Origin of the sequence: Roseobacter denitrificans OCh 114, from assembly GCF_000014045.1 — a bacterium.
GTDB lineage: Bacteria > Pseudomonadota > Alphaproteobacteria > Rhodobacterales > Rhodobacteraceae > Roseobacter > Roseobacter denitrificans.
Genome location: NC_008209.1, coordinates 963,661 through 986,450, shown reverse-complemented (window position 1 = coordinate 986,450; position 22,790 = coordinate 963,661). Strand labels below are relative to the sequence as shown.

The window sequence follows — 22,790 nt, the reverse complement described above, 5'->3', positions numbered from 1 at the left end:
CATTTCAAGCTTGCACATTCTCATATTCTGTAGACCCCGGTATCGATCCAATAGTCATCGTCAAAGCCGAGGGTTTGCAGTTTCAGAACCAGTTCGCTGGCCTTCATCTCATCGCCCTCCCCATCCAGCACTTCGGCAATCTTGAAGGCCTCGCGCAGGCTTTCACGCCGCAGCTTGGCCACGGATGTCTGCGCCTCATCATCGTCGCCTTCATCCTTTTCCAACGTCACCTGATAGGGTGTTGGCCGTTTCTGCGCGCCCGGTGCATTGCTGTTGTTGAAATCCAGCCGGAACAGCGGCGTCGTCGTCCAGCGCTCCAGATCAAGCTGGCGTGACCCGATATGAACCGGCGAAAACATCTTGAGCGTCGCCGTCTGATCGCCGGACTTGCCCTTCTTATCCAGATCAATGTCGGAAAACAGCACGCGTTCGCGCAGGATTTGCCCGTTGCGGTCCATCTCGCCAATGAACCGCGCGGTGGAGCGCATCTGAAACGCTTCGGTCGTGACCTTGAAATTCGGAATGCGGCTTTCCGCCAGCGCAATCAGCATGGCCCCCACCGCAACGGTGGATTTCGGATCCCCGATGCGTTGCGTTACGGGATCGCGGAACGGATACCAGCGCCCGGTCTTGTATTTATGCATCGAAATCAGGCGGTGCGGTGGCACGACCATCATCTCCTCGACAATCGAGCGGACAGCCGGCAGTCGCGATGGCCGCCCGGTCAGCAGCACGATATCACAGCCCAGATGGTCAATGACCTCGCACATATTGCTGAGGACCTTCTGGAACACTTCACGCGAAATAGCATCCACATCCTCGCGCGACGTGCTGAGCACGATATCTGAAAGGCTCCAGTTGTCAGCGCCACATTCCGCCGCTGCGCGTTCAAGATAGCTGAGCACTTCCAGCGGGGTGAACGCCTCCAGCTCTTCTTCGCCCGCATCCTCGGGGGGCACCTCAAGGCCCAGCACCTCGGCAGGGTTCAGATCAATCCGGTCAAATTCTTCGGAGGCTTCCGAAACAGACAGAATGGCCTCGGCCAGCGGCACCAGCACACGCACGGAAAACTGGCGGCGCCGCTGCACCGCCTGTTGGTCCTGACCGCCACGGTCCCCGCCAAAGAGTTCCCGCATCTTTTCCGCGACATAAGAACCACCCGCCGCTTCGATGCTTTCCTGCAGGCGCGGGATCACGATGGCGCTGACCACCCGGTGGACCAGATCATCACCCGCCACCCGGAACCCCTCGCGGAAGGTCTGTTCGGGGTGCAGCACGCGGTTGGCCTCGCCCCGGTAGGTCGTGACCATCAGATCGGTCGTACCGCCGCCAATATCGACGCAGGCCAGCCTGAGCGTCGGCACCGCCTCCTTCTGGCCTTCAAGCTGGCGCTCCTTGCCTTTGAGCGTCAGGAAGGTGTCAATGCGGCCTTCGAATTTCTGCGTCAGCTCGCTGTAAAGATAGACAAGCTGCGTGCAACTGGCCTCGTCCCATTCGATTTTCAACTCGGGCTTGCCGGAAATCGAATTCTTGGTGCTGTCGGTGATGCCCAGCATGGACCAGACAAGCTGCAATGCGCCTTCCGTGCGGGACCGCATGATCGCCTGTTCCTGAATGGAGGTCGCGGTGGGCAGGCTGAGGATGATCCGGTTCAGCCTGCGCGGCAAATCGCTTTGCGCGCGGCGCGACCGTGACGCAGGATCGTTTACCTGAATAAGCGCATGCGCAATGATCTCCGCCAGCATGAACCCATAGAGCGACGAGCGCGAAAACCGGGGCCGGATCGCCGCCGTGGTGCTGGCGGTCCCGGCGGTGCGCAGACCGCTCTCAATGTCTTTTTGCAACTGCTTGATGACATCGCCTGCTTCATTCAGGTGGCGCATGGCCGCGCGCACCGCCTTGGGCAGGTTGTTGACATCCATGTGGTCATGAAACCGCCAGTCCTGCGAGACCGCCGCATCATCCCACAAATAGCGTTTGGGCGAGGAAAGACCCGATACCGTTTCGGTGCCTTCTTCTCCCTGCACCAGTCGAACGGCTTCGGGGCCGAGACGCACAAAGCTAGGCCATAAAAACCCGTTGCGCCGCCCCGACCGGCTGGCAAAGCGTTCATCGCCAAAGCGCAGTTCGGCAAACTCCACCCGGCTTTGGAACAGGCCGGAATACATGAATTCAGGGCGCGACAGATCGCGGATTTCCAGCGGAAAGGAGCGCGCCAGATCAACGCGGCTTTCGCCCGCGAACTGCTCGATCAGGATGCCGCAGGTGCGGCTGTTGCCGATGTCGAGCACCAGATCAACCGCGACCGGCGTGACCGCGTCCCGGTCCGCGACGGTATTCACAAACCGCATCTTGGGCGGCGACACGGCCTGCTGCACGAGGTTGAGATAGGCCAGATACCGCGCCCAGTGCTCAAACTGATGCGGCAGGTTTTCTTCCAGCACGGTACGCCCGGGACGCGCCGCGCGCTTGTAGCTCATGAAGAGTTCCTTGAGCCAATCCGATACCCAGACCTGCAAATCAATCAGGCTGCCGTCTTCGGCTTCCTCAAGGCGGCGCAGGAACCAGTCCATATGCGCAGGCTCCGACACAAGGCGGAAATCGCGCGGCTTTTCGGCATCCGCCACTTCGGGTGCGATGTAGTGCGAGGGCTGCCCACCCGCCATCAGGTTGGTATCAAGTGCGAGTTGCACGCGGTGGGTATGGCCCGTTTCGGGATCGGGGGTTTCAAGTTCAACAATCCGCATGCGTGCCCAGCTTGAGGGACCGGGATCAGAACGCTCTTCGCCGCTGGGTCCGCGCTGGCTTTTCATCCGCAGCACAGGCACCGGCACCCATTTTTCCAGGAATGGCTCCAGCGCCGCGATGGGCCGGATCGAATAGGCATCATCGGTTTCAAGTGCTGCCTCAAGGATGGGCAGGTCGCGTTCGTCATTGCCACTGAGCGGGATCAGCGTGCGTTCCACCTCGCCCGCTTCCTCGCGGGTCACGCGTTCAATAAATTTGGAGGCCTTGATCTCAAGCGCGTCCAGATCAAAACCGAAATCAAGCATCTGCACCCCGCTATAGGGCACAAGCGTGATCTCTTCCCCGAAATCAACCAGTTGCTTTAAACGACCGACACTCTCTTCAAACATCATTTTCCCCCGTACCGGTAGGTATACTGCCAGTTTTCCGCCCCTACCGAAACCGTTCCTTTTTGCGTGGTGACCCGGTCGCCTTCGCGGATCTGCAACGTGAAGCTGCGGGGCGCATCGCCATCGCGCTGGCGATAAAGGTTCACCCGCACACGGTAATCACCCGGCAAGGGATCGGTGAAATAGGTGTTTTCCACCGGGTCGGGCACGACCTGAAACCCGTTCATGTCCAGATCCATCACCCCGTTGCACGCCGCCTTATCAAGGAAAAACAACGTATCCCCCGCCGGGCAGGTGGTGTGCAGATCCAGATCGTCGGACCCTTCCCAGATCAGCGTGAAAGACAGATCCCCCCGCTGCGCACCGGCCCGGTCGGCACGGTCATCAACTTCCGGATCAATCGGCAGGCTTGGCTGCACGCCGGTTTCGGGCGGCACCACCGCATCAGGGTCCGGGATCGGCAGCAGGGCAAAATCAGGCTGGCAGAGGCGATCCTTGATATGGATTTCCTTTTGCACCTGCGTGATCTGATCCTCCAGCAGGAGACGTTCTTCATAGAGCGTGTCGGGGATTTCCTCGACCTGCGCGCAGGTGTTCGGCAGCCATGAAATACGCAAGGCGCAGGGTTCGATCATCAGGTAGATCACCGCCGCAATCAGCAGCGCCAGCAGCAACCAGCCGAGCCAGACAAGCCACCACCAAAAGGCGCTGACACCGGCCACAGCCGCCGCGCCCACGCCCGATGCCAAAGGCACCGCCGCAGCCGCCGCAGGAGGCGGCACATAGCCCGGGCGCTGCGCAGGCGCGCGGGTGTCCATGCCCGTCAGCACGCCGCGCACCGCAACCTGTGCGTCCTTGCTCCACGCCCAGTTCACCAAAACCGGCTGCGGTGGCGCACCATCCGCACTCTCTATGACGAAAATCGCGTCTTCGTCCGGGATTTCGAGCGCATTGGCCAGCGCTTCACCGAGGCGCTGTTTTTCCGCCAGCTTTGAGGCCATCAGCTCATCAGCCACATCCTTGACCTTGGCCACCAACCCGGAGAGCACCTCGCGCGCCGGTTCCGGATCCTCAAGCGAGGCCAGCGGCACCGCCTGCCCGTCTACCGTGGCGTACCAGTCAAACCGATCCCCATACTGCGTCGGCACCGGCTCCGCGAAAAGCGCTGCTGCCGCCTCGCCACAGGCGTCGCGGACCGTGTCGCTGACAAGTTCATAGGACCGCTGCGGGGCGGTGCCGAGCGGCTGCAACCCTTCGGTCGAGGTGTTGGTCAGAAAGGATCCATTCATACCACTAACCCGCTACTGTCCCGCCGAAACAGAAACAGGCGCAGGGCGGGCAACAAAGGGCTCGCAAACCTCGCTGGATATGGTCGGGGCCGCGGGTGTGTCGGCCAGAAACTCCAGCAAATCATCAATGGAAAGGGCAAAATTCAGGTTCCGCAACTCGCCCTGATAGACGAAGGTATTCACACCCACCACGCGGCCACACATATCAACCAGTGGTCCGCCGGAATTGCCCCCCGACAGCGGTGCCGAATGGATCACGGCATGCGCGCGGTCCGAAAGCGACTGTTCCGAATTCACCGAGCCGTCCGTTACAATCAAATCGGGGACATCAAAATTGTTGCTGCTGCTGAGGGACTGAAAATCGCTGTTGATCCGCAACACATCACCGGGGTAGCCCGCCGCGATCACCGATTGCAGCCGCATGGACTGGTCGCTCTGGCGCAGCGTGTAAAACGGCTGGTCCACGTCCAACACCCGCAGCAGCGCGAAATCCGCGCCCACGTCGGCCACTGGACCCAGCGATTTCAACACATCGACGCGTTTCGGCCCGTCCATCGCCTTGCTGACCACAAGGATATTCTGCGCATCCGCCCCTTCGACCACATGGAAGTTCGACACGAGCAGATCCGGCCCCACGAAAAAACCCGTCCCCGTGGCCGTGCCCTGATCGGACACCGCCACAACCATCGCCGTGCGATCATCAATGTGGTTGAGCAAGGTTGCCGTATCGGTGATGTCCCCATCCGCCGGAGGGATCATCACCCGGTCAGAGGCGGGCGGCAGGATCGGCGTGCGGTCTGCCTTGATGATCTCACCCGCACGCAGCGTGCCTTCGTCAAAACCGGGAGGCAGCAGCCCTTCGATGGTCAGCCCATCCGGCATCAGCAAGGTGCCATCGGCCCGACACACGGCGCCTTCGAGAGCCACGTTCAAATCAGCCAGCCGCTGTTCCAGCGCGCGGTTGATCTCGCGCGCAGCGCGTAAAGTGTCTTCATCCGTCACCGCCGGCTGCACACCATCATCCGCAAAAATGCGGTTGCCCGGCACCAGCAGCCAGGCCAGTGCCCCGCCGAAAAGCAGCAATAGCAGAACCAGCGGCACCCAGGCGACCAACGGCACCCGCCCGCGCGCCGGGCGCTCCCCGGGTACAGGTGCTGAGGGATCATCCGTTGCCCCGCCTGCGGTGGCGGTTGCACCGGCGGTCGTGCCTTGCGCTGCATTTGCGACAGGCTCCGTGGCATCCACCGTACCAGCGGTCGCTGCCGTACCCGCCGCCGCCCCCGCAATGGCCGAAGCCGCCGCAACCGCCGCGATCTTTTCCCCCCTGCGTTGTTCCTGCTCCTGCTGCGTCAGGGGTGGTGCGCCATCCATCGCCAGATACGGACCCAGCGTGCGGGCGTAATGTACTGACCGGGTTGCAGCGTCTGACCCTTCTGCGGGCATCAAACCCCAGTTCACAATGACCGGATGACCGCCTACCGCCCAGATATCGCCCGCACTGCCGATGTGCAGCGCAGCGGCGACCAAGGGCGCCGCTTCGTCATCATCCAACAGATCCTTTAACGTCGACAGACGCGCGCGCAGGGCCGTTGCAACCTCGTTCTGTTCCGCCGTATCGAGTTTTGACAAGGGCACGCCCTGCCCCGCCCGGTCGCAATACCATGACACCGTCGACGCGGCCTGATCATTGCCCTTGCTGACCAGCGGTTCGGCAAACAGCTTGGCAACATCCGGACCGGCCTTGGCCATCAGCAGCGCATTGAATGCCTCATATTGCTCAACGGCAGGTGCATCGCCCGCCGCAATGCATCGGCTCAAATCAATGCGCGTCTTGGTCAAAAAGTGTTCGGCCATATCAGGCTCCGCATAATAACTGGTGCACCGGCTGACGTCGGTGCAAAATCAAAACTGCGGTTTTTGACACTCCGGACTGTCGTCCACTGCCCAAAGCACCAAGAAAAACAGATGCATGTCACCCTACACCAGATCGCCCCGATGCGCCCGCGCTTCCAGATAACGGCATAAAAAAATCGAGGTCAATCACCCTGTGGCAATCAGGCGGCTCAATACGCGCACACTCGGCGTTTTGGACATGCGCGCTGTAAACCGTGCCCGGTTTTCTGTTCATTTCACACAAATCAAAGAACATTCGAGCAATCAAATCCCCGTATTTCCTGAAAAAAACCGTGCGACGCGGGCGCGAATCTGATTTAATCGTGCAAATTAAAGATTTTGACGTGGGGTATTGGCTATGAAAAAGCGGAATGGAATTGCGGCTGTTGTGGCAGCCACTTTGATGATCACAACAACAAGCGCAAAGGCGGACAGCACAATCGGGGGCTTTGTTGCCGGGGCCGCCTTGGGGGCTTTGCTAAACAACCAGATCGGCAAAAACCAACGTGCGCAACAACAGCAAAAGCAAAGGTCGTCGATCAGCAGCTATCAGCGCCAGCAAAACCGGGAGGTGCAGGCATCGTTGAACGGGTTCGGGTTCAACGTGGGCACCGTAGATGGATCACTCGGGCCACGCTCCCGCGCAGGGATTTCGGAGTATCAGAACTACATGGGCTGGCAGCCGACGGGCAGATTGGATGACTGGCAGCGCTCACAACTCGTCGGCGCGCATCAGCGGCTTCAGGCCGGTGGCGGTGCCGCCTTCCCTGAGGTTGTAGCAAATGAAGGGACACGCGGTCTTCTCAAGGCCTTCGCCGATCCGACCTATGCCAATCGCTACCGCAACAACGGCGGGCAGGTAGACAACGTACAGAACAACAACGGTATCGTTGCCCGCAACAACGCCAACACGGGCGGCTTCACCAACAACACGGGCACACAACAGGCCCAGGCCCCGCTGTCCATCGCGCCGATCACCTTTGGCGCGCAGCAAGCGGTGACCTCCATGGCCAGCCATTGCGAACTGGTATCTGGCATGACGCAAGCCAATCAGGGCGTGATCCTTGCCAACAACATCAATGATCCCGAACAGGCCCTCGGCGAACAGTTCTGCGAGGCGCGTGCATTCTCCATCACACAAAGCCAGGGGTTGATCAGCCAGACGGGCCAGAGCGAAGACGTTTTCGCCGGGCAGTGCAGTCAGATCGCGCAAGCGATGGCTCCGGCCATTTCGCAGATCGGAACCGGCGATGTGAAACTTGTCGCAACGCAAGCGCAGCAGGTGGCAAACAGCGTCTATCAGGGCAATATGCAGACCGCCGCAGCCTATGGTCAGATTTGTCTGGGCCTTGGCTATCGTCAGGATGACGCTCAGATGGCGCTTGGCGGGGCAGCTTCCATGCTTGCCGCTGGCCAGATGCCGTATAGCGAAATCATGGGTCATCACCTGCGCTGGGGCTTTGGCACCGCGAAATCACCCGCCGCATCAACCGGCTGGTATCAAACGGCCATCGCCTCAATGGAGCAAGGCGCGCAACCGGTATTTGTCCCAAGCAAGACAGCCGAGCGTAACGCCATCATCAAAGCCTCGATCACCAGCGCACCTGTCGTCGGCGTGGCACCGCTTCAAACCTCTGGTCAGGGTGGGCTTGCCTTGCCTGCGCTTAACCTTGGCGGGAACTGACACGCCGGTTTTGCACGAACAGAACCCCATCACATAACAAAGGGCCTGCCGGTAGATGCCGGCAGGCCCTTTTTTAATCGTATATAGAACGTCTGACGAAATACCTGGAACATCAAGCATCGCGCAACGCGTTGAAACCCCGGGTTTCAGGCAGCGTTGCGTGATCGAGGTTTTTTGCATGACGCTTCAGAAGCGATCAGCCTTGTTTGGCCAAGGCGTCGCGGATTTCCTTGAGAATATCCAACTCGGTCGGGCCTGCGGGTTCTTCGGCAACAGCCTCTTTTTCACCTTCGGCGGCGTCTTTGATGCGGTTCACCGTTTTGACCAGCATAAAAACCACAAAGGCGATGATCAGAAAATTGATCACGGCCATGATGAAATTGCCAAAGGCAAAGACCGGCGCACCCGCATCGGTTGCCGCTGCAAGTGACGCATATGTTTCGCCGTCAAGCGCATAAAACCACCCCGAAAAGTCGATGCCACCGGTGAAAAGCGCGATAAACGGGTTCACAAGGTCTGCGACCAGAGATGAAACGATGGCGGTAAATGCGGCACCAATGATGATACCGACCGCCATATCCATGACATTTCCCTTTGAAATAAAGGTCTTAAATTCGTTGAGCATTTTTCCCTCGTACTGTTGATGACGGCCCTGAACATGGCCGTTAACCTTTCGTTAACACATAAGAGCCGTGTTGTAAGGCGCATCCACGGGGGAAAAACACGCCCGGCACGTCAAGGAGCGCCGGGACCCGAAAACAGAGCGCAGATCACCTGCGCCTCGGGAGGGTCAGTTACGAAGGCAAAGTGCCGGTCAGTACATACCGCAGAATATCAACGACCTGCTTGGGATCTTCCGCAACCGCAAGGGCTGCCGCATCGACCTCTTTCAAGGCATGCGCGTGGTCTGGCCCATGCAGGATAATCAGGGATTTTCCCAAGGCTGACGCATAGCCCGCGTCAAAGGCTGCGTTCCACTGTTTGTATTTCTCGCCAAACCGCACGACAACCACATCGGCATCTGCAATCCCCTTGCGCGTCCGGATCGCATTGACCATCGCACCCTTGTGGTCGTGCCAGTATTTGTTGTCCTCTGCGCCAAGGATCGCAACGCCGCAGTCGTCGCTCGCCGCGTGGTCGGTCACCGGGCTGTCAAAAACCACATCAAGATCCTGCGCCCCCGCCACGATCTGCTCGCGCCAGTCAGTGTGGATTTCACCCGACAGATACACTTTCAATGTCATGCTGCATCTCCTTTGAATTCAATTACATGCTGCAGCGCCCAACCGGCGCGGACGTATCAGGCGCGCAGCGTTCCACCCGTGGCCTTGATCACCTTTTCCACGACCTTTGCGCTGACCGCTTCGATGTCTTTATCGGTCAGCGTCTGGGTCGCGGGTTGCATCCGCACTGTCAGCGCAAGGGATTTCTTTCCTTCCCCCAAAGAGCCGCCGATAAATTCATCAAAGACGCGCACATCCTCGATCAGCGCCTTATCAGCCCCCATTGCCGCGTTGACGAGGGTCAGTGCCTCCACACCGCTATCGACAACAAAGGCGAAATCGCGCTCCACCGCCTGCAGGTCGCTAATCTGCAATGCGGCACGGGTCGCGCCACTCTTGCGGGGCAGCGGCACCTCGGCCGGCCAGATGGTAAAGCCCATCGCGGGCCCTTTGACGTCCATCGCCGCCAACACACGCGGGTGGATTTCGCCGAATACACCCAGAACTTTCTTGGGCCCCAGACAGATCATCCCATGCCGACCGGGATGCCACCACGGGGCGGCACCGCGCAAAATCTGTACCTTGGCAGGTGCACCGATGGCCGCCAGAACCGCTTCCGCATCCGCTTTGACATCATAGACGTCAACAGCGCGGGACGCACCATGCACATCCTTGGGTTCCGTCCGCCCGATCAGCACCCCACTGACCAGCAAATGCTGCTCTCCGGGTTCGCCGCCGTGAAAGGCAGGGCCGACCTCAAACAGCGCGAGGTTCATATTGCCCCGCGCCTGATTGCGCGCTGCCGCCTGCAAGAGACCGGGAAGCAATGCGGGACGCATGTGGCTCATGTCGCTGCTGATCGGGTTTTCCAGCCGGGTGACGTCCTCTCCGCCACCGAACAGCTTGGCAGAGGCCTGATCAATAAAGCTGTAGCTGACACATTCGTTGTACCCCAAGGCCGCGCAGGTCCGCCGTGCCATGGCTTCGCGCCGCTGGATCGGCGACAGGATCGGGCGCGACACGCCTTCATCCAGCCGGGGCAGCGGTCTGCCTTTCAGCTTGGTAAGCGAGGCAATCCGCGCCACTTCTTCGACCAGATCCGCTTCGCCCTGCACATCCGGGCGCCAGCTTGGCACATGGGCCATGTTGCCTTCAAGGCGGAACCCCAGCGCGGTCAGCGTCTGGCGCTGACTGCTTTCGGGGATGTCCATGCCCACCAGCGACTGCACCCGCGCGGCATCCAGTTTATAGGCCCGGTTGGTGTCAGGTATCTTGCCCGCCACGATGACCTCGGAGGGCTCACCGCCTGCATGCTCAAGGATCATATGCGTTGCATGTTCGATCCCGTAGGGCGTCCATTCCGGGTCGATGCCCCGTTCAAACCGATACCGCGCGTCGGAATTGATCTTCAGCGCGCGACCGGTATAGGCCGTGCGGACCGGATCGAAATAGGCCGCTTCGATAAAGACATTCGTGGTCTCTGCGGTGCAGCCCGTCGCAAGGCCGCCCATGACCCCCGCGATGCTTTCCACATTGGCCGCGTCAGAGATCAGCGTCATGCCTTCTGCAAAGGTATATTCCTTTTCGTCCAGCCCCACGAGGGTTTCGCCACCCTTGGCGCGATGGACCCGCAGGGTTTTGCCTTCGATCTTGTCGGCGTCAAAGACGTGCAGGGGGCGGTTGCGATCATAGGTGAAGAAGTTCGTCACATCGACGAGGAACGAAATCGGGCGCAGACCGATGGCGCGTAGTTTGTCCTGCAGCCACTGCGGGCTTGGGCCGTTCTTGACACCCCGGATCACCCGGCCAAAGAAAACCGGACACTGCTCCAGCGTATCCGCCTCGATGGTGATGCTCACCGGACAGGGGAAGACCCCTTCGACGGCGGCAACATCGCGCGGCTTCAACGTGCCAAGGCCGCGCGCCGCCAGATCACGCGCGATCCCGCGCACACCGAGCGCATCGGGCCGGTTCGGGGTGATCGCGATCTCGATCACCGGGTCAACCTTGGCCGGGTCATGCTCTGCCAGCCAGTCGACGAAAGACCGCCCGACCTCTCCGCTCGGCAATTCGATGATGCCGTCGTGTTCTTCGGACAGCTCCATCTCGCGCTCGGAGGCCATCATGCCAAAGCTTTCGATCCCGCGAATTTTGCCCACGCCGATGGTGGTATCAATACCGGGCACATAGACGCCGGGTTTCGCCACGACGACGGTGATGCCTTCGCGCGCATTCGGGGCGCCGCAAATGATCTGCTTGTCGCCCTCATCAGTCGCTACCTGACAGACCTTGAGGCGGTCCGCATCCGGGTGTTTTTCCGCTGATTTGACGTAACCGATAGTAAAGTCCCGCAGCTTGCCCGCACGGTCCTCGACCCCTTCGACCTCAAGACCAAGGTCGGTCAGCGCATAGGTGATCTCGTCCAGCGTGGCAGAGGTATCAAGATGCTCTTTGAGCCAAGAGAGTGTGAATTTCATTCTAAGGTCCTATGCTGTGTTCAAACCAAAAGCTTCGGGCAGTAACAGACTACAAATCAGTCAAAATTAAAGTCTAGTTTTACGCCGAAATGTCCCTCGGACTCATGGTCTTTCCAGCCACCAACGATTTCTGCACTCACAGCAACACCCAAAAGCCCTAAATCTTGTTCTGCAAACCATTTTCGAAAGTGGCGAGCATCCGCTCTAGAAAGGTAACCAACCGTTTTGCTGTCAATAACAACGCGTACGGCTTCAGGGTCGTGACGATTATTGTCTTCGATGACCATCGCAGCATGACAACGAAACTGCTTGCTCTCTTTGGTTTTTTTTCCAGCGATCGCTTCCAACTCAATTTGGTAAGATGCTTCACCCACAATATCGAATTGGTATTGCCCGCCACAATCAAGCAACGGCAAATTCACAGTTTCGGCTTTCTTCTTTTTGAACCAACCAATCACCTACTCAGCCCCCCATGCAGCGTCGGCTGATCCAGCGAGGCAAACCCGTAATGCCGCAGCCACCGCAGGTCGGAATCAAAGAACGCGCGCAAATCCGGGATGCCGTATTTCAGCATGGCGATGCGGTCGATGCCCATGCCAAAGGCGAAGCCCTGCCACTGGTCGGGGTCAATCCCGCCGGCGGCCAGCACCTTGGGATGTACCATGCCGGAGCCAAGAACTTCGAGCCAGTCGTCCCCTTCGCCGATGCGCAATTGCCCATCAATCCACGAACACTGGATATCCACCTCCGCCGAGGGTTCGGTGAAGGGGAAGTGCGACGCGCGGAACCGCGTCTTGATCCCGTCGATTTCAAAGAAGGCGGCAAAGAACTCCTCCAGCACCCATTTCAGGTTCGCCATGGAGATGTCCTTGTCGATCGCCAGTCCTTCGACCTGATGGAACATGGGCGTATGCGTCTGGTCGTAATCCGCGCGGTAGACGCCACCGGGACAGATGATGCGCAAGGGCGCGCCCTGCGCCTCCATCGTGCGGATTTGCACAGGGGACGTATGGGTGCGCAGCACATGGGGCGGGCGGTCGTCGCCTTCGGCGCGCGTCATGTAAAACGTGTCCATCTCGGCCCGCGCCGGGTGGTGGCCCGGAATGTTGAGCGCGTCAAAGTTATACCAATCGGTATCAATGCGCGGCCCTTCGGCGACCGAAAACCCCATTTCGCCAAAGATGGCCGTGACTTCTTCGGTGACCTGACTGACCGGGTGGATCGTCCCGCGCGGACGTCCGCGCGCGGGCAGGGTCACATCCAGCCACTCGTCGCGCAAACGCGCATCCAGCGCGGCATCCGCCAAGCCCGCTTTCTTGGCAGCCAGCGCCGAATTGATCTCATCTTTGAGGGCATTGAGGGCCGGGCCAGCGACCTGTCGTTCTTCCGGGGTCATCTTGCCCAACTCGCGCATTTTCAGGGCGACCTCACCCTTCTTGCCGACAGCCGCCAGGCGGATCGCTTCCAGCCCCGCCTCGTCCTGCGCTGCCGCTATCTGGCTTAAGTATTTTTGCTTGAGATCGTCCATATTCCGCGCGTCCCTTGATTTGCCCTGTTTCCTAGCAGAACAGTCCCTGATGGCAAGCCAGCAGTTGTGCGGGGCTGAGGCGTTGACGGCTGAGGCACATGCACACGCAGCTGTGCGCATCCCGCACAGGACGGCGATCAAAAGACGCGCCCGGACCCCTTACGCCTGCCCTTTCGACAGCCGGTAATCACCTACCCGGAATTTGAAAAAGCACGCTGATCCGAATGCCACGTGAGACCTGTCTTTCGTGCGATCGTCGCAAACTGTCGGTCCAACGAACGATCATTCATTCGCCTGGACATGCTGCGAAAGGGGATCAGGTTGCGCTCACCATATCCGTCGATCAGGAAACAGGCCGCGCCCGCACCGCGTGTCCCGTAGACAATATTGGAAAAATTGATGTCGCGCGCCACGATGTGCAGGTCGAACATTCTGCCGACGAAAACATTCAGCGCTTCCAACACCGGTTCGTCCATGCGCCCACGCCGGCAAAGCCGATTGAGCCGTTGCGCCAGATCACCGTCCAGCCCATCAATACGTTCCACGACAACACCGACGCCCCGGTCGGTCTGCACAATACCCAGCATTCTGGAAATCGGCATGTTCTCGATATCCGCGCCAAGCTTGAGCGAAGCGAGTAGCTCACATTTCAACTCATTCAGAATGGTGCGGAATTTCAGCATGGGGAATAACCTCCAGGCGAGGCGCTTGAGTGGCCTGCGCGAGGAACGTTCTTCAAACGCATGGAAAACCTTGATCAAGAGGTCGGGTTGACCGGGAAACGCGTAGACAATGCGCACGGTGCCGTTTGCAATGCTGTGATCGTCGGAAAGCTTGATAACGCTTGCTGTGAACAACATTTTTCACCTTTATCGAACCGCGGCTCTTTCCGCGCTGGCCGTTTTGCGATCGTCACCGGTGACCCGCAGGTTTCCACCGCTGCGATGATGGGCGCCAAAAGGCAGTTTTTGCGCCTTTGCATGACCCGGAGCCCGGCTGAATGACCCGTGCCGCACAGGCGATGCTTTAGCGTTGTTTATGAAATCAAGGCAAGTGCTTTGCTTTACAAGCCGACGGTGGGTGCATCGCAGCTTCAGCGCGACGACAGGCTTTGTGTTCGTCGCTGCGCGGGCCACCAGAACCTGTTTTGCCGATGCATATTTGCACAGGATGATCCCGCGATGGGCTGGAACAGGTCATGAAACACGCGCGCAATATGTTGCCGTCCAACAAAAAAGCCGCCCTCCGGGAGAGCGGCTTTGAACTGTTGATCATGCCCTAGCGTTATGCGGCCAGCGCATCCTGCGCTTGCTTGACGATTGCGCCAAATGCTTCGGGTTCGTGTACGGCGAGGTCAGCAAGCACCTTGCGGTCCACTTCGATACCGGCAAGGTTCAGACCGTTGATGAAGCGGCTGTATGTCAGCGCTTCGTCATGGCTGCGCACGGCTGCGTTGATCCGCTGAATCCACAGGGCGCGGAAATTGCGCTTGCGGTTCTTGCGGTCACGCGTGGCGTATTGGTTGGCCTTGTCGACTGCCTGACGGGCAACTTTGAAGGTGCTCTTGCGGCGACCGTAGTAACCTTTGGCGGCCTTGATGACTTTCTTGTGACGGGCGTGGGTGACTGTTCCACCTTTGGTACGGGACATCTTCGGCTCTCCTTAACGGTCGTAGGGCATGAAGCCCTTGATGATCTTTGCATCTGGCTCGGACAGAACTGTCGTGCCGCGTGCGTCGCGAATGAACTTCTTGGTCCGCTTGATCATGCCGTGGCGTTTGCCCGCCTGGCCGCCGATGACCTTGCCAGTGGCCGTCACCTTGAAGCGCTTCTTGGCGCTTGATTTCGTCTTCATCTTGGGCATTTCCGTCTCCTTGTCTCAGATCGGTTTAAGCGCGACTCGGCATGCCGCTTTGGCCGGTCCCGCGTTCGAGAAATCGCTCTTTAGGGGATCAAACCGACTATGGCAAGACATCTTCGGCCTAATCCCCGGTTTCGTCGCCGGACTGTGCATATGAGACCCCCTCACCAAGGCAACGCCCTACATTGAAGTTGCAAAACGTGATACGCTTTTGATCTCTGACATGGTTTCAGGTCAAAAAATGTGAATTTCATCAAGTTTTTCGAATTAGAGAAATTTTCCCTCGGCGATCTGCTTGATACGCTCGGTCTGGCTATGACCCGCCCATGGAAATTAGCAGATGCGGTCTACCGTGGGGGCAACTCGGTACAAAATGCCCTTGTTTACTATTTTTTGCTCTTTTCCGTATCGCTGATGGCGTTCCTTCCGTTCGGATTGAACGATGAGTTTCGCAATTTCGCGCAGCATTTCACGGTGACGGCTTTCCTTATTCTCGCCGTGACATCCGTGACACTGTTTTGTGGGCTTCGTCTCGCCGGCGTAGACCTGCCATTTCATAAAGCCCTGTCACTCAAGGCTTTCATCGCAGGTGCTTACGTGTTGGTCGTCAATGCGTTGGTCGCCTTGGCACTGGGCATCATGTCGATCTTCATGCCTGAAGAAGTCCCGACCTTCAGCGCATTCGCCATGGGGTGTCTTCCGGTTCTGGACTTCGGCTCCGGCACCCCTCGGTTTACCGTGTCGCAGCCTACCCTCTCGATCTACCTATGCCTCACTCTGCTGAGCTTCTTGCTCAATCTCTTTCTCTATGTTGGAATCTTCGCAGGACTCGCCCCGTTTCGCAAACGCAGCCGCCCGGCATTCATCATGATTGCCACAATGATCTACCTGATAGATTACACGATTTCGGCCGCCTATGCCGGGCGCAATCTCAACGTATCTTCCGAGTATTGCGCCAGCGCGCGGGCCGCCGAAGGCATCGCAGGTTAGCAAAGACGCCTGTGTTGGGTCAGTCTGCCAAGCCCTATTCCGGATCCGTGTTAAAGATCAGCCGCTCGTCACAAGGCGCCACGCGCAGGATGTTGGTACTGCCCGGCACGTTGAAGGGTACGCCAGCCGTGACCACGATCAGGTCCTCTTTGGTGGCATAGCCCTGACGGGTCGCCACGCGCGCAGAATTGACCACCGCCTGTTTGAAACGCTCAAGCTGGTCTGTCATGACGCAGTTACACCCCCAGGCCAGTGTCAGCCGCCGGGCCGTGCGCGCCTTGGAGGTCATGACAATGATCGGCACCCGCGGGCGTTCGCGCGCGGTCAGCATCGCCGTTGTCCCGCTTTGGCTGAAACAGCAGATCGCCTTGATGTTGGTCGTCTCGGCAATTTCGCGCGCCGCCGACACGATCCCGTCTGCAACGGACCGTCCCTTGGCCTCGCGGGAGGCTTCGATGATCTGCGTATAGGTCGGGTCCTGTTCGACCTCGATGGCGACGTTGTTCATGGTGGTCACCGCCTCAACCGGATAGGCACCGGCGGCGGATTCTGCGGACAACATCACTGCATCCGCACCCTCATAGATTGCAGTGGCCACATCGGAAACCTCGGCGCGGGTGGGCACGGGGCTTTCGATCATGCTTTCCATCATCTGGGTCGCGACGATGACAGGCTTGGCGGCACGGCGGCATTTGCGCACCAGCCGCTTTTGAATGGGCGGCACGTTTTGCACGGGCAACTCCACGCCCAGATCACCGCGCGCGACCATGATCCCGTCGCTGACTTCAAGGATTTCATCGAAGTTATGCACCGCTGCGGGCTTTTCGATCTTGCTGAGGATCGCCGCGCGGCCATTGGCCAGATCCGAGGCTTCCAGCACATCATCCGCACGCTGCACGAAGGACAGCGCAAGCCAGTCAACGCCCAGCTCGCAGGCGAACTCCAGGTCCTTGCGGTCCTTGTCCGAAAGCGCGGCGAGGGGCAACACCACATCAGGCACATTGACTCCCTTGCGGTTCGAAATCACGCCGCCCGCAATCACGGTGCAATTGGCGTGGGTTTTGCTGCAATCCTCCACCTTGAGGCGAATTTTACCATCATTGACCAGCAGGCTGGCACCGGGTTCGAGCGCTTCGAAAATCTCCGGATGGGGCAGGTTCACACGCGTCTTGTCCCCGGGCGCTTCGTCCAGATCCATGCGGAAAGCCGCGCCTTCCTCCAGCATTTCGCCCTCTTCATTGGCAAAGACACCCACGCGCAGCTTTGGCCCTTGCAGGTCCGCCAGAATACAGATGCTGCCGCCCGTGTCCTCTTCTATCTGGCGGATAATCCGGTGCCGCTCGCGCAGTTCGTCGTGGGTGCCGTGGCTCATGTTCAGGCGAAACACATCCGCACCCGCGTCATGCAAAGCCCGGATCATGTCGTAATCACTGGACGCAGGCCCCAGAGTGGCAACGATTTTTACATTGCGATGGCGTCTCATAAAGGTCCGGTCCCTCTTCTTTTCAATTCATCAATCCGCTTGAGTTATCGCTAACGGCTTTTGGGCTTTATGGGTCATGCCGCACCCAAGGGCAACCATGACACCCTGTAAGTGCACCAAATAACATCTTGATGACATGACATTCCGCACAACTGCAATGGTTGACAGCAGGTCCGTCAGAACCAATCTGTAAGATCAGCGTTGATGTCAAGGAGTACCCCCATGCCGACCCAGACCGAGATCGAACTGCAAGCCGCCGCTTTTCGTCGCCTGCAAAAGCACCTGATGGAAGACCGCATCGACGTGCAGAACATTGACATGATGAACCTTGCGGGTTTCTGCCGCAACTGCCTGAGCCGCTGGTATCAGGAAGCGGCGGGCGAAAAGGGCATCGAAATGAGCAAGGACGAAGCCCGCGAACTGTTTTATGGCATGACGATGGATGAGTGGAAAACCAACCACCAGACAGAGGCATCGCCCGCCAAACAGGAAGCCTTCAAGACCGCCTTTGCCGAGAACGTCGGCAAGGGTTGACCTGCGCGACCTCACGCTTGGGGCCGGAGGTCGGGCCGAAACCATACATGACGCGGAGCGCTGCCCCACGCGCGCCATCAAAACAGGTAATAGGCCAGCCAATCCGCCGTCAGCGCCGGTTTATCCGCGCCCTCGATTTCGACGTTGGCAGCCAGTCGCAGCATCCAGCCCTCACCCCGTGGCCCGGCCTCGACAAGGTCAAAATGCGTCCGGATACGCGCACCAGCGGGCACCGGCGCAATAAACCGAACGCGGTCGAAGCCATAGTTGATCGAAGCACTCTCCCCTTTGATCCTGGGCAACACGTCGTAGCTCATCGCCGAAAGCATCGAGAGGGTCAGAAAGCCATGCGCCACGGTGCCCGCGAACCCCGCTGATTGCGCGGCGTCGGGGTCAAGGTGGATGGGCTGCCAGTCTTCGGTCAGATCGGCAAAGGCGTCAATGCGCGCCTGCGAAATCTGAACCCATTTCGATGTGCCCAAGGGCTTGCCGACAGCCTGCGGTAGAGTCTCGCGTGTCAGCATCATGCGCTCCATCTGATGGACCAGGGCCGCGTTGCGCGACCGGGGCCGCAAAGGCGCAGGGCCAAGCGTCAGATCGCCTTCTTCAGGCTCTCTTCGAGATAGATTTCGCGCAACCGCTGCGCCACGCGTCCCGGCACGCCATCGCCCAAGGCTACGCCGTCGATCTCAACCACGGGCATCACGAAAGTGCTCGCCGAGGTGATAAAGGCTTCATCCGCCTCCTTTGCCTCGTCGATGGTGAAGTTGCGCTCTTCGACTTCCATCTGCGCCTCACGCGCAAAGCGCAGTACAGAGGCGCGCGTGATTCCGTGCAAAATGTCATTGGACAGGGCGCGCGTGATGATCTTGCTGCCCTTGACGATATAGGCGTTGTTGGATGTCCCTTCGGTCACGTAACCGTCTTCGATCATCCATGCGTCGTCAGCACCGGCTTTCTTGGCCATCATCTTGCCCATGGAGGGGTACAACAACTGCACCGTCTTGATGTCGCGACGGCCCCAGCGGATGTCTTCGATGCTGATCACCTTGATGCCCTTCCTGGCCGCCGGGCTGTCTGCCAGACCGGGCTTGTTCTGCGTGAACAGCACGATCGTCGGCTCGGTTGTTTCAGGGTCCGGAAAGACGAAATCGCGATCGCCGGGCGCGCCGCGTGTGATCTGCAGATAAATCATGCCCTCCTCGACCTCGTTCACGCGAACCAGTTCGCGGTGCACTTCCAGCAGATCTTCGGTCGAGATCGGGTTCACCATATCCAACGCATCCAGTGAGCGTTGCAGGCGCACCGCATGGCCGTCAAAATCAATCAGCTTGCCATCCAGAACCGACGTCACCTCATAGACACCGTCCGCCATCAGGAATCCGCGATCAAAGATCGAAACCCGTGCTTCATTCTCTGGCACGTATTCGCCGTTCACATAGACAGTCCGCAATGTCATCCCCAAAGCTCCTTTTCAGGCGGGTGAACGCCCTTGTCATCAAATTCCAACGGGTGGTCCCGATCCTCGGCCAAAAGCAGCGGCCCATCAAGGTCCACTACTGACGCACCCTGCGCCACAAGCGTTGCCGGGGCCATGGCAAGGCTGGAGCCGACCATGCACCCGACCATCACGCCGTAGCCCATTGCTTCCCCTTCGCTACGCAAGGCAAGCGCCTCGGTCAAGCCGCCGGTCTTGTCGAGCTTGATGTTGATGACATCATATTTGCCTTTCAATCCGGCGAGGCTGGCCCGGTCGTGACAGCTTTCGTCCGCACAGACCGGCACCGGGCGGTCCATGCCGATCAACGCCGAATCCTCGCCCGCAGGCAAGGGCTGTTCAACCAATGCGACCCCCAATGCCACCAGATGCGGGGCCAGTTCCGCGTAAACCTCGGCAGACCACCCTTCGTTTGCATCCACGATGATCTTTGACTTCGGCGCACCGGCCCGCACAGCCTTGAGCCGTGGCATGTCATCAGGCGTCCCCAGCTTGATTTTCAACACAGGTCGATGCGCATTTTTGACCGCCTGCTGACGCATGGCTTCGGGGCTGTCCAGCGACAGCGTATAGGCCGTGATCTGCGGCACCGGCGCCGCCAGACCGGCAAGCGCCCAAACCCGTTTGCCCGCGCGTTTCGCTTCCAGATCCCAAAGGGCGCAATCCACCGCATTGCGCGCAGCCCCTGCCGGTAACATGTCTTGCAAGGTCGCGCGGTTAATCTGCGGCGGAAGGCCGAGGATTTCGTCTGTCACACTGTCCAGTGTTTCGCCGTAGCGCGCATAGGGTACGCATTCGCCCCAGCCGCTGTGGGTGCCATCGCTCACACGCACGGTCAGGACATGCGCTTCGCTGCGCGATCCACGACTGATGGTGAACACCTGAGCCAGCCTGAACACGTCACGCGAGACGTCAATCTTCATTGTATTCCCTTCCGGGGCTGAGAAACCGCTGGCAATACCTACAGGGCGGCCAGCGCTTCCGCCAGACGATCTGCCCCATGGCGGAAAGGATCAACCGTGGGCAATCCCAAACGCGCTTCGACCTCCTTACAATAGGCGGTCGCCTCCGCGTCACCGAGATGCTGGGTATTGATGGAAACCCCGACAACCTTGCAAGCCGGGTTGGCCACATGGGCCAGTTGCAACGTGATGTCGCGCACCGACTCGATCGTGGGAACCGCGAAATCCGGCAAGCCACGCATGTGTTTGCGCGTCGGCTCGTGGCACAGGATCAGCGCATCTGGCTGCCCGCCATGGATCAAGGCCAGCGTCACCCCCGAATAGGACACATGGAAAATGCTGCCCTGCCCTTCGATGATGTCCCAATGGTCCGCGTCATTGTCTGGCGTCAGATATTCGACGGACCCGGCCATGAAGTCAGCAATGACCGCATCCAGTGGCACACCTGAACCAGTGATCAGAATACCCGTCTGCCCGGTGGCCCGGAACGTGCTTTTCATGCCGCGCGCGCGCATCGCGGCATCAAGGGCCAGTGCCGTGTACATCTTGCCGACCGAACAATCGGTTCCGACGGCCAGAACACGCTTGCCGGAGCGTTTGACGCCGCTGGCAATCGGATAGGCATCCGTGGGCACGCGCACGTCATGCAAGGTCCGGCCATGCACCTGCGCCGCAGCAACGAGGTCGCCCTCATCGCGCAGCAGGTTGTGCAGCCCGCTGGCCAGATCGAACCCGGCCTCGATCGCCTCGACCAAAACCGCGCGCCATTCCTTGGAGATCACGCCACCCCGGTTCGCCACCCCGATCACAACCGTTTGTGCGCCCGCCTCCCGCGCCTGTTGCAGCGTCATGTCCTGCAAGCCGACGTCCGCCTTGCAGCCCGGCAGCCGCAACTGGCCTACGGCGTTTTCAGGACGCCAGTCCTTGATGCCCTGCGCGACTTTGGCCGCAAGCTGGTCCTGCGCATCGCCCAGAAATAGAAGATATGGTGTCTCGATCATCGCGATGGCCCCCTGTGATCCTGATTCACTGCAATTTCCCCGGTTTGGGCTGCAAAGGCATCGCATAATTGGGTATGCAGCGATTTATTGTGCAAGATTCTTCGACATTTGCACGGAAATTTCGAAGTTTCATGCATCCGCTTGGATCCGCACATCTGATTTGTTTTGCTGCAACTGCGAAATGCACTTGCAGCATCTTGCGCAATTTAATATCAGAACCGCGATAGTATTTGACATAAAATTACCCATGAGGTCCCAAATGAGCTTTCGCCTTCAGCCCACTGCCCCTGCACGCCCGAACCGCTGTCAGCTTTTTGGCCCCGGGTCACGTCCCGCCATTTTCGAGAAAATGGCAACTTCCGCGGCGGATGTCATCAATCTTGACCTCGAAGACAGTGTCGCGCCCAGCGACAAGGACACCGCGCGTGCCAATATCATTCAGGCGATCTCCGACATCGACTGGGGCACCAAGACGCTTTCGGTCCGCATCAACGGGCTGGACACGCCCTATTGGTACAAGGACGTGGTGGACCTGCTGGAACAGGCGGGCGAGCGGCTGGATCAGATCATGATCCCCAAGGTCGGCTGCGCGGGCGACATTTATGCCGTGGATGCGCTGGTCACAGCGATTGAGGCCGCCAAGGGCCGCAACAAGAAGATCACCTTTGAGGTCATCATCGAATCTGCGGCCGGCATCGCCCATGTGGAAGAAATCGCCTCCGCCTCCCCCCGCATGGCCGCGATGAGCCTCGGGGCTGCCGATTTTGCCGCCTCCATGGGCATGCAAACCACAGGCATCGGCGGCACGCAGGAGAATTACTACATGCTGCGCGAGGGCCAGAAATACTGGTCAGACCCCTGGCATTGGGCGCAAACGGCCATCGTGGCCGCCTGCCGGACGCATGGCGTTCTGCCGGTGGATGGCCCCTTCGGCGATTTCTCGGACGACGAAGGGTTCCGGGCGCAGGCACGGCGGTCTGCCACGCTGGGCATGGTGGGCAAATGGGCGATCCACCCCAAGCAGATCGCCATCGCCAATGAGGTCTTTACCCCCTCCGAGGACGCTGTGCGCGAGGCGCGTGAAATTCTGGCGGCCATGGAACAGGCCAAAGCCAATGGCGAAGGGGCGACCGTTTACAAGGGGCGGCTGGTTGATATCGCCTCGATCAAACAGGCCGAAGTGATCGTGCGCCAGTCGGAGATGATCGCCTCCTGAGCGGGGCGATCACCC

At 59.4% G+C, this 22,790-nt stretch carries 21 protein-coding genes; 5 read left to right on the top strand and 16 right to left on the bottom strand.

Features of this window, described 5'->3' with window-relative positions; genetic code table 11:
- Positions 1-20 precede the first annotated feature (20 nt).
- From RD1_RS04705 to RD1_RS04695, 3 genes are read right to left on the bottom strand one after another with little or no spacing between them, the layout of a single operon-like run.
- A complete protein-coding gene (locus tag RD1_RS04705) occupies positions 21-3,140 on the bottom strand; it encodes a virulence factor SrfB (RefSeq protein WP_105880318.1) in 3,120 nt (1,039 codons plus the stop codon).
- The gene (locus tag RD1_RS04700) at positions 3,137-4,426 is read right to left on the bottom strand and encodes a hypothetical protein (protein WP_011567306.1); all 1,290 of its coding nucleotides are present in this window, start codon (positions 4,424-4,426) and stop codon (positions 3,137-3,139) included. The genes RD1_RS04705 and RD1_RS04700 overlap by 4 nt, the downstream gene beginning before the upstream one ends.
- Before the next feature lie 12 nt (positions 4,427-4,438).
- Positions 4,439-6,280 carry a trypsin-like peptidase domain-containing protein gene (locus RD1_RS04695; RefSeq protein ID WP_011567305.1) on the bottom strand — a complete coding sequence of 614 codons (1,842 nt, stop codon included), beginning with the start codon at positions 6,278-6,280 and terminating at the stop codon, positions 4,439-4,441.
- A gap of 397 nt (positions 6,281-6,677) precedes the next feature.
- On the opposite strand from RD1_RS04695, the gene RD1_RS04690 reads away from it, so the two are divergent.
- Positions 6,678-8,003: a peptidoglycan-binding domain-containing protein gene (locus RD1_RS04690; protein WP_011567303.1), complete on the top strand. Its 1,326-nt coding sequence runs from the start codon at positions 6,678-6,680 to the stop codon at positions 8,001-8,003.
- Between the two features lie 196 nt (positions 8,004-8,199).
- On the opposite strand, the gene mscL is transcribed toward RD1_RS04690, so the two are convergent.
- From mscL to RD1_RS04660, 6 genes are all read right to left on the bottom strand, one after another.
- Positions 8,200-8,628, bottom strand: coding sequence for a large conductance mechanosensitive channel protein MscL (gene mscL, locus RD1_RS04685; protein ID WP_011567302.1), 429 nt, complete (start codon positions 8,626-8,628; stop codon positions 8,200-8,202).
- A 169-nt stretch (positions 8,629-8,797) separates the two neighbouring features.
- Positions 8,798-9,247: a YtoQ family protein gene (locus tag RD1_RS04680; protein ID WP_011567301.1), complete on the bottom strand. Its 450-nt coding sequence runs from the start codon at positions 9,245-9,247 to the stop codon at positions 8,798-8,800.
- A gap of 56 nt (positions 9,248-9,303) precedes the next feature.
- Complete coding sequence (gene pheT / locus RD1_RS04675) at positions 9,304-11,703, bottom strand: phenylalanine--tRNA ligase subunit beta (protein ID WP_011567300.1); 2,400 nt, start codon at positions 11,701-11,703, stop codon at positions 9,304-9,306.
- Between the two features lie 56 nt (positions 11,704-11,759).
- Complete coding sequence (locus RD1_RS04670) at positions 11,760-12,161, bottom strand: hypothetical protein (RefSeq protein ID WP_050759056.1); 402 nt, start codon at positions 12,159-12,161, stop codon at positions 11,760-11,762.
- The gene (pheS, locus tag RD1_RS04665) at positions 12,158-13,231 is read right to left on the bottom strand and encodes a phenylalanine--tRNA ligase subunit alpha (protein ID WP_011567299.1); all 1,074 of its coding nucleotides are present in this window, start codon (positions 13,229-13,231) and stop codon (positions 12,158-12,160) included. Before pheS ends, RD1_RS04670 begins: the two co-directional genes overlap by 4 nt.
- A 191-nt stretch (positions 13,232-13,422) precedes the next feature.
- On the bottom strand, positions 13,423-14,091 hold the full coding sequence (locus RD1_RS04660) for a PhoP regulatory network YrbL family protein (RefSeq protein ID WP_011567298.1): 669 nt from the start codon (positions 14,089-14,091) through the stop codon (positions 13,423-13,425).
- On the opposite strand from RD1_RS04660, the gene RD1_RS21130 reads away from it, so the two are divergent.
- A complete protein-coding gene (locus RD1_RS21130; protein ID WP_171960008.1) occupies positions 13,975-14,235 on the top strand; it encodes a hypothetical protein in 261 nt (86 codons plus the stop codon). The genes RD1_RS04660 and RD1_RS21130 overlap by 117 nt on opposite strands.
- Positions 14,236-14,515: 280 nt before the next feature.
- Here RD1_RS21130 and rplT read toward each other — a convergent pair whose 3' ends face one another.
- Together rplT and rpmI are read right to left on the bottom strand one after the other, a co-directional pair.
- On the bottom strand, positions 14,516-14,881 hold the full coding sequence (gene rplT, locus RD1_RS04655) for a 50S ribosomal protein L20 (RefSeq protein WP_011567297.1): 366 nt from the start codon (positions 14,879-14,881) through the stop codon (positions 14,516-14,518).
- A 12-nt stretch (positions 14,882-14,893) separates the two neighbouring features.
- Positions 14,894-15,094: a 50S ribosomal protein L35 gene (gene rpmI, locus RD1_RS04650; RefSeq protein WP_011567296.1), complete on the bottom strand. Its 201-nt coding sequence runs from the start codon at positions 15,092-15,094 to the stop codon at positions 14,894-14,896.
- A gap of 240 nt (positions 15,095-15,334) precedes the next feature.
- Between rpmI and RD1_RS04645 the strand changes: the two genes are divergently transcribed.
- The gene (locus RD1_RS04645; RefSeq protein WP_011567295.1) at positions 15,335-16,081 is read left to right on the top strand and encodes a hypothetical protein; all 747 of its coding nucleotides are present in this window, start codon (positions 15,335-15,337) and stop codon (positions 16,079-16,081) included.
- Positions 16,082-16,115: 34 nt separating this feature from the next.
- Here the strand turns inward: RD1_RS04645 and pyk are convergent, their stop codons facing one another.
- A complete protein-coding gene (gene pyk / locus RD1_RS04640; RefSeq protein WP_011567294.1) occupies positions 16,116-17,564 on the bottom strand; it encodes a pyruvate kinase in 1,449 nt (482 codons plus the stop codon).
- 222 nt (positions 17,565-17,786) lie between these two features.
- Between pyk and RD1_RS04635 the strand changes: the two genes are divergently transcribed.
- Complete coding sequence (locus tag RD1_RS04635; RefSeq protein WP_011567293.1) at positions 17,787-18,098, top strand: DUF1244 domain-containing protein; 312 nt, start codon at positions 17,787-17,789, stop codon at positions 18,096-18,098.
- Between the two features lie 77 nt (positions 18,099-18,175).
- Here the strand turns inward: RD1_RS04635 and RD1_RS04630 are convergent, their stop codons facing one another.
- From RD1_RS04630 to dgcN, 4 genes are all read right to left on the bottom strand, one after another.
- Positions 18,176-18,625, bottom strand: coding sequence for a MaoC family dehydratase (locus tag RD1_RS04630; protein ID WP_011567292.1), 450 nt, complete (start codon positions 18,623-18,625; stop codon positions 18,176-18,178).
- Positions 18,626-18,690: 65 nt separating this feature from the next.
- Entirely contained in the window at positions 18,691-19,557 is an 867-nt protein-coding gene (locus RD1_RS04625; protein WP_011567291.1) for a D-amino-acid transaminase, read from the bottom strand.
- Positions 19,554-20,519, bottom strand: coding sequence for an N-acetyl-D-Glu racemase DgcA (dgcA, locus tag RD1_RS04620; RefSeq protein WP_011567290.1), 966 nt, complete (start codon positions 20,517-20,519; stop codon positions 19,554-19,556). Before dgcA ends, RD1_RS04625 begins: the two co-directional genes overlap by 4 nt.
- A gap of 38 nt (positions 20,520-20,557) precedes the next feature.
- Positions 20,558-21,559 (bottom strand): N-acetyltransferase DgcN, encoded by a 1,002-nt coding sequence (gene dgcN / locus RD1_RS04615; protein ID WP_011567289.1) that lies wholly within the window; start codon positions 21,557-21,559, stop codon positions 20,558-20,560.
- A 259-nt stretch (positions 21,560-21,818) separates the two neighbouring features.
- On the opposite strand from dgcN, the gene RD1_RS04610 reads away from it, so the two are divergent.
- Entirely contained in the window at positions 21,819-22,775 is a 957-nt protein-coding gene (locus RD1_RS04610; protein ID WP_011567288.1) for an L-malyl-CoA/beta-methylmalyl-CoA lyase, read from the top strand.
- The last annotated feature ends 15 nt before the right edge of the window (positions 22,776-22,790 follow it).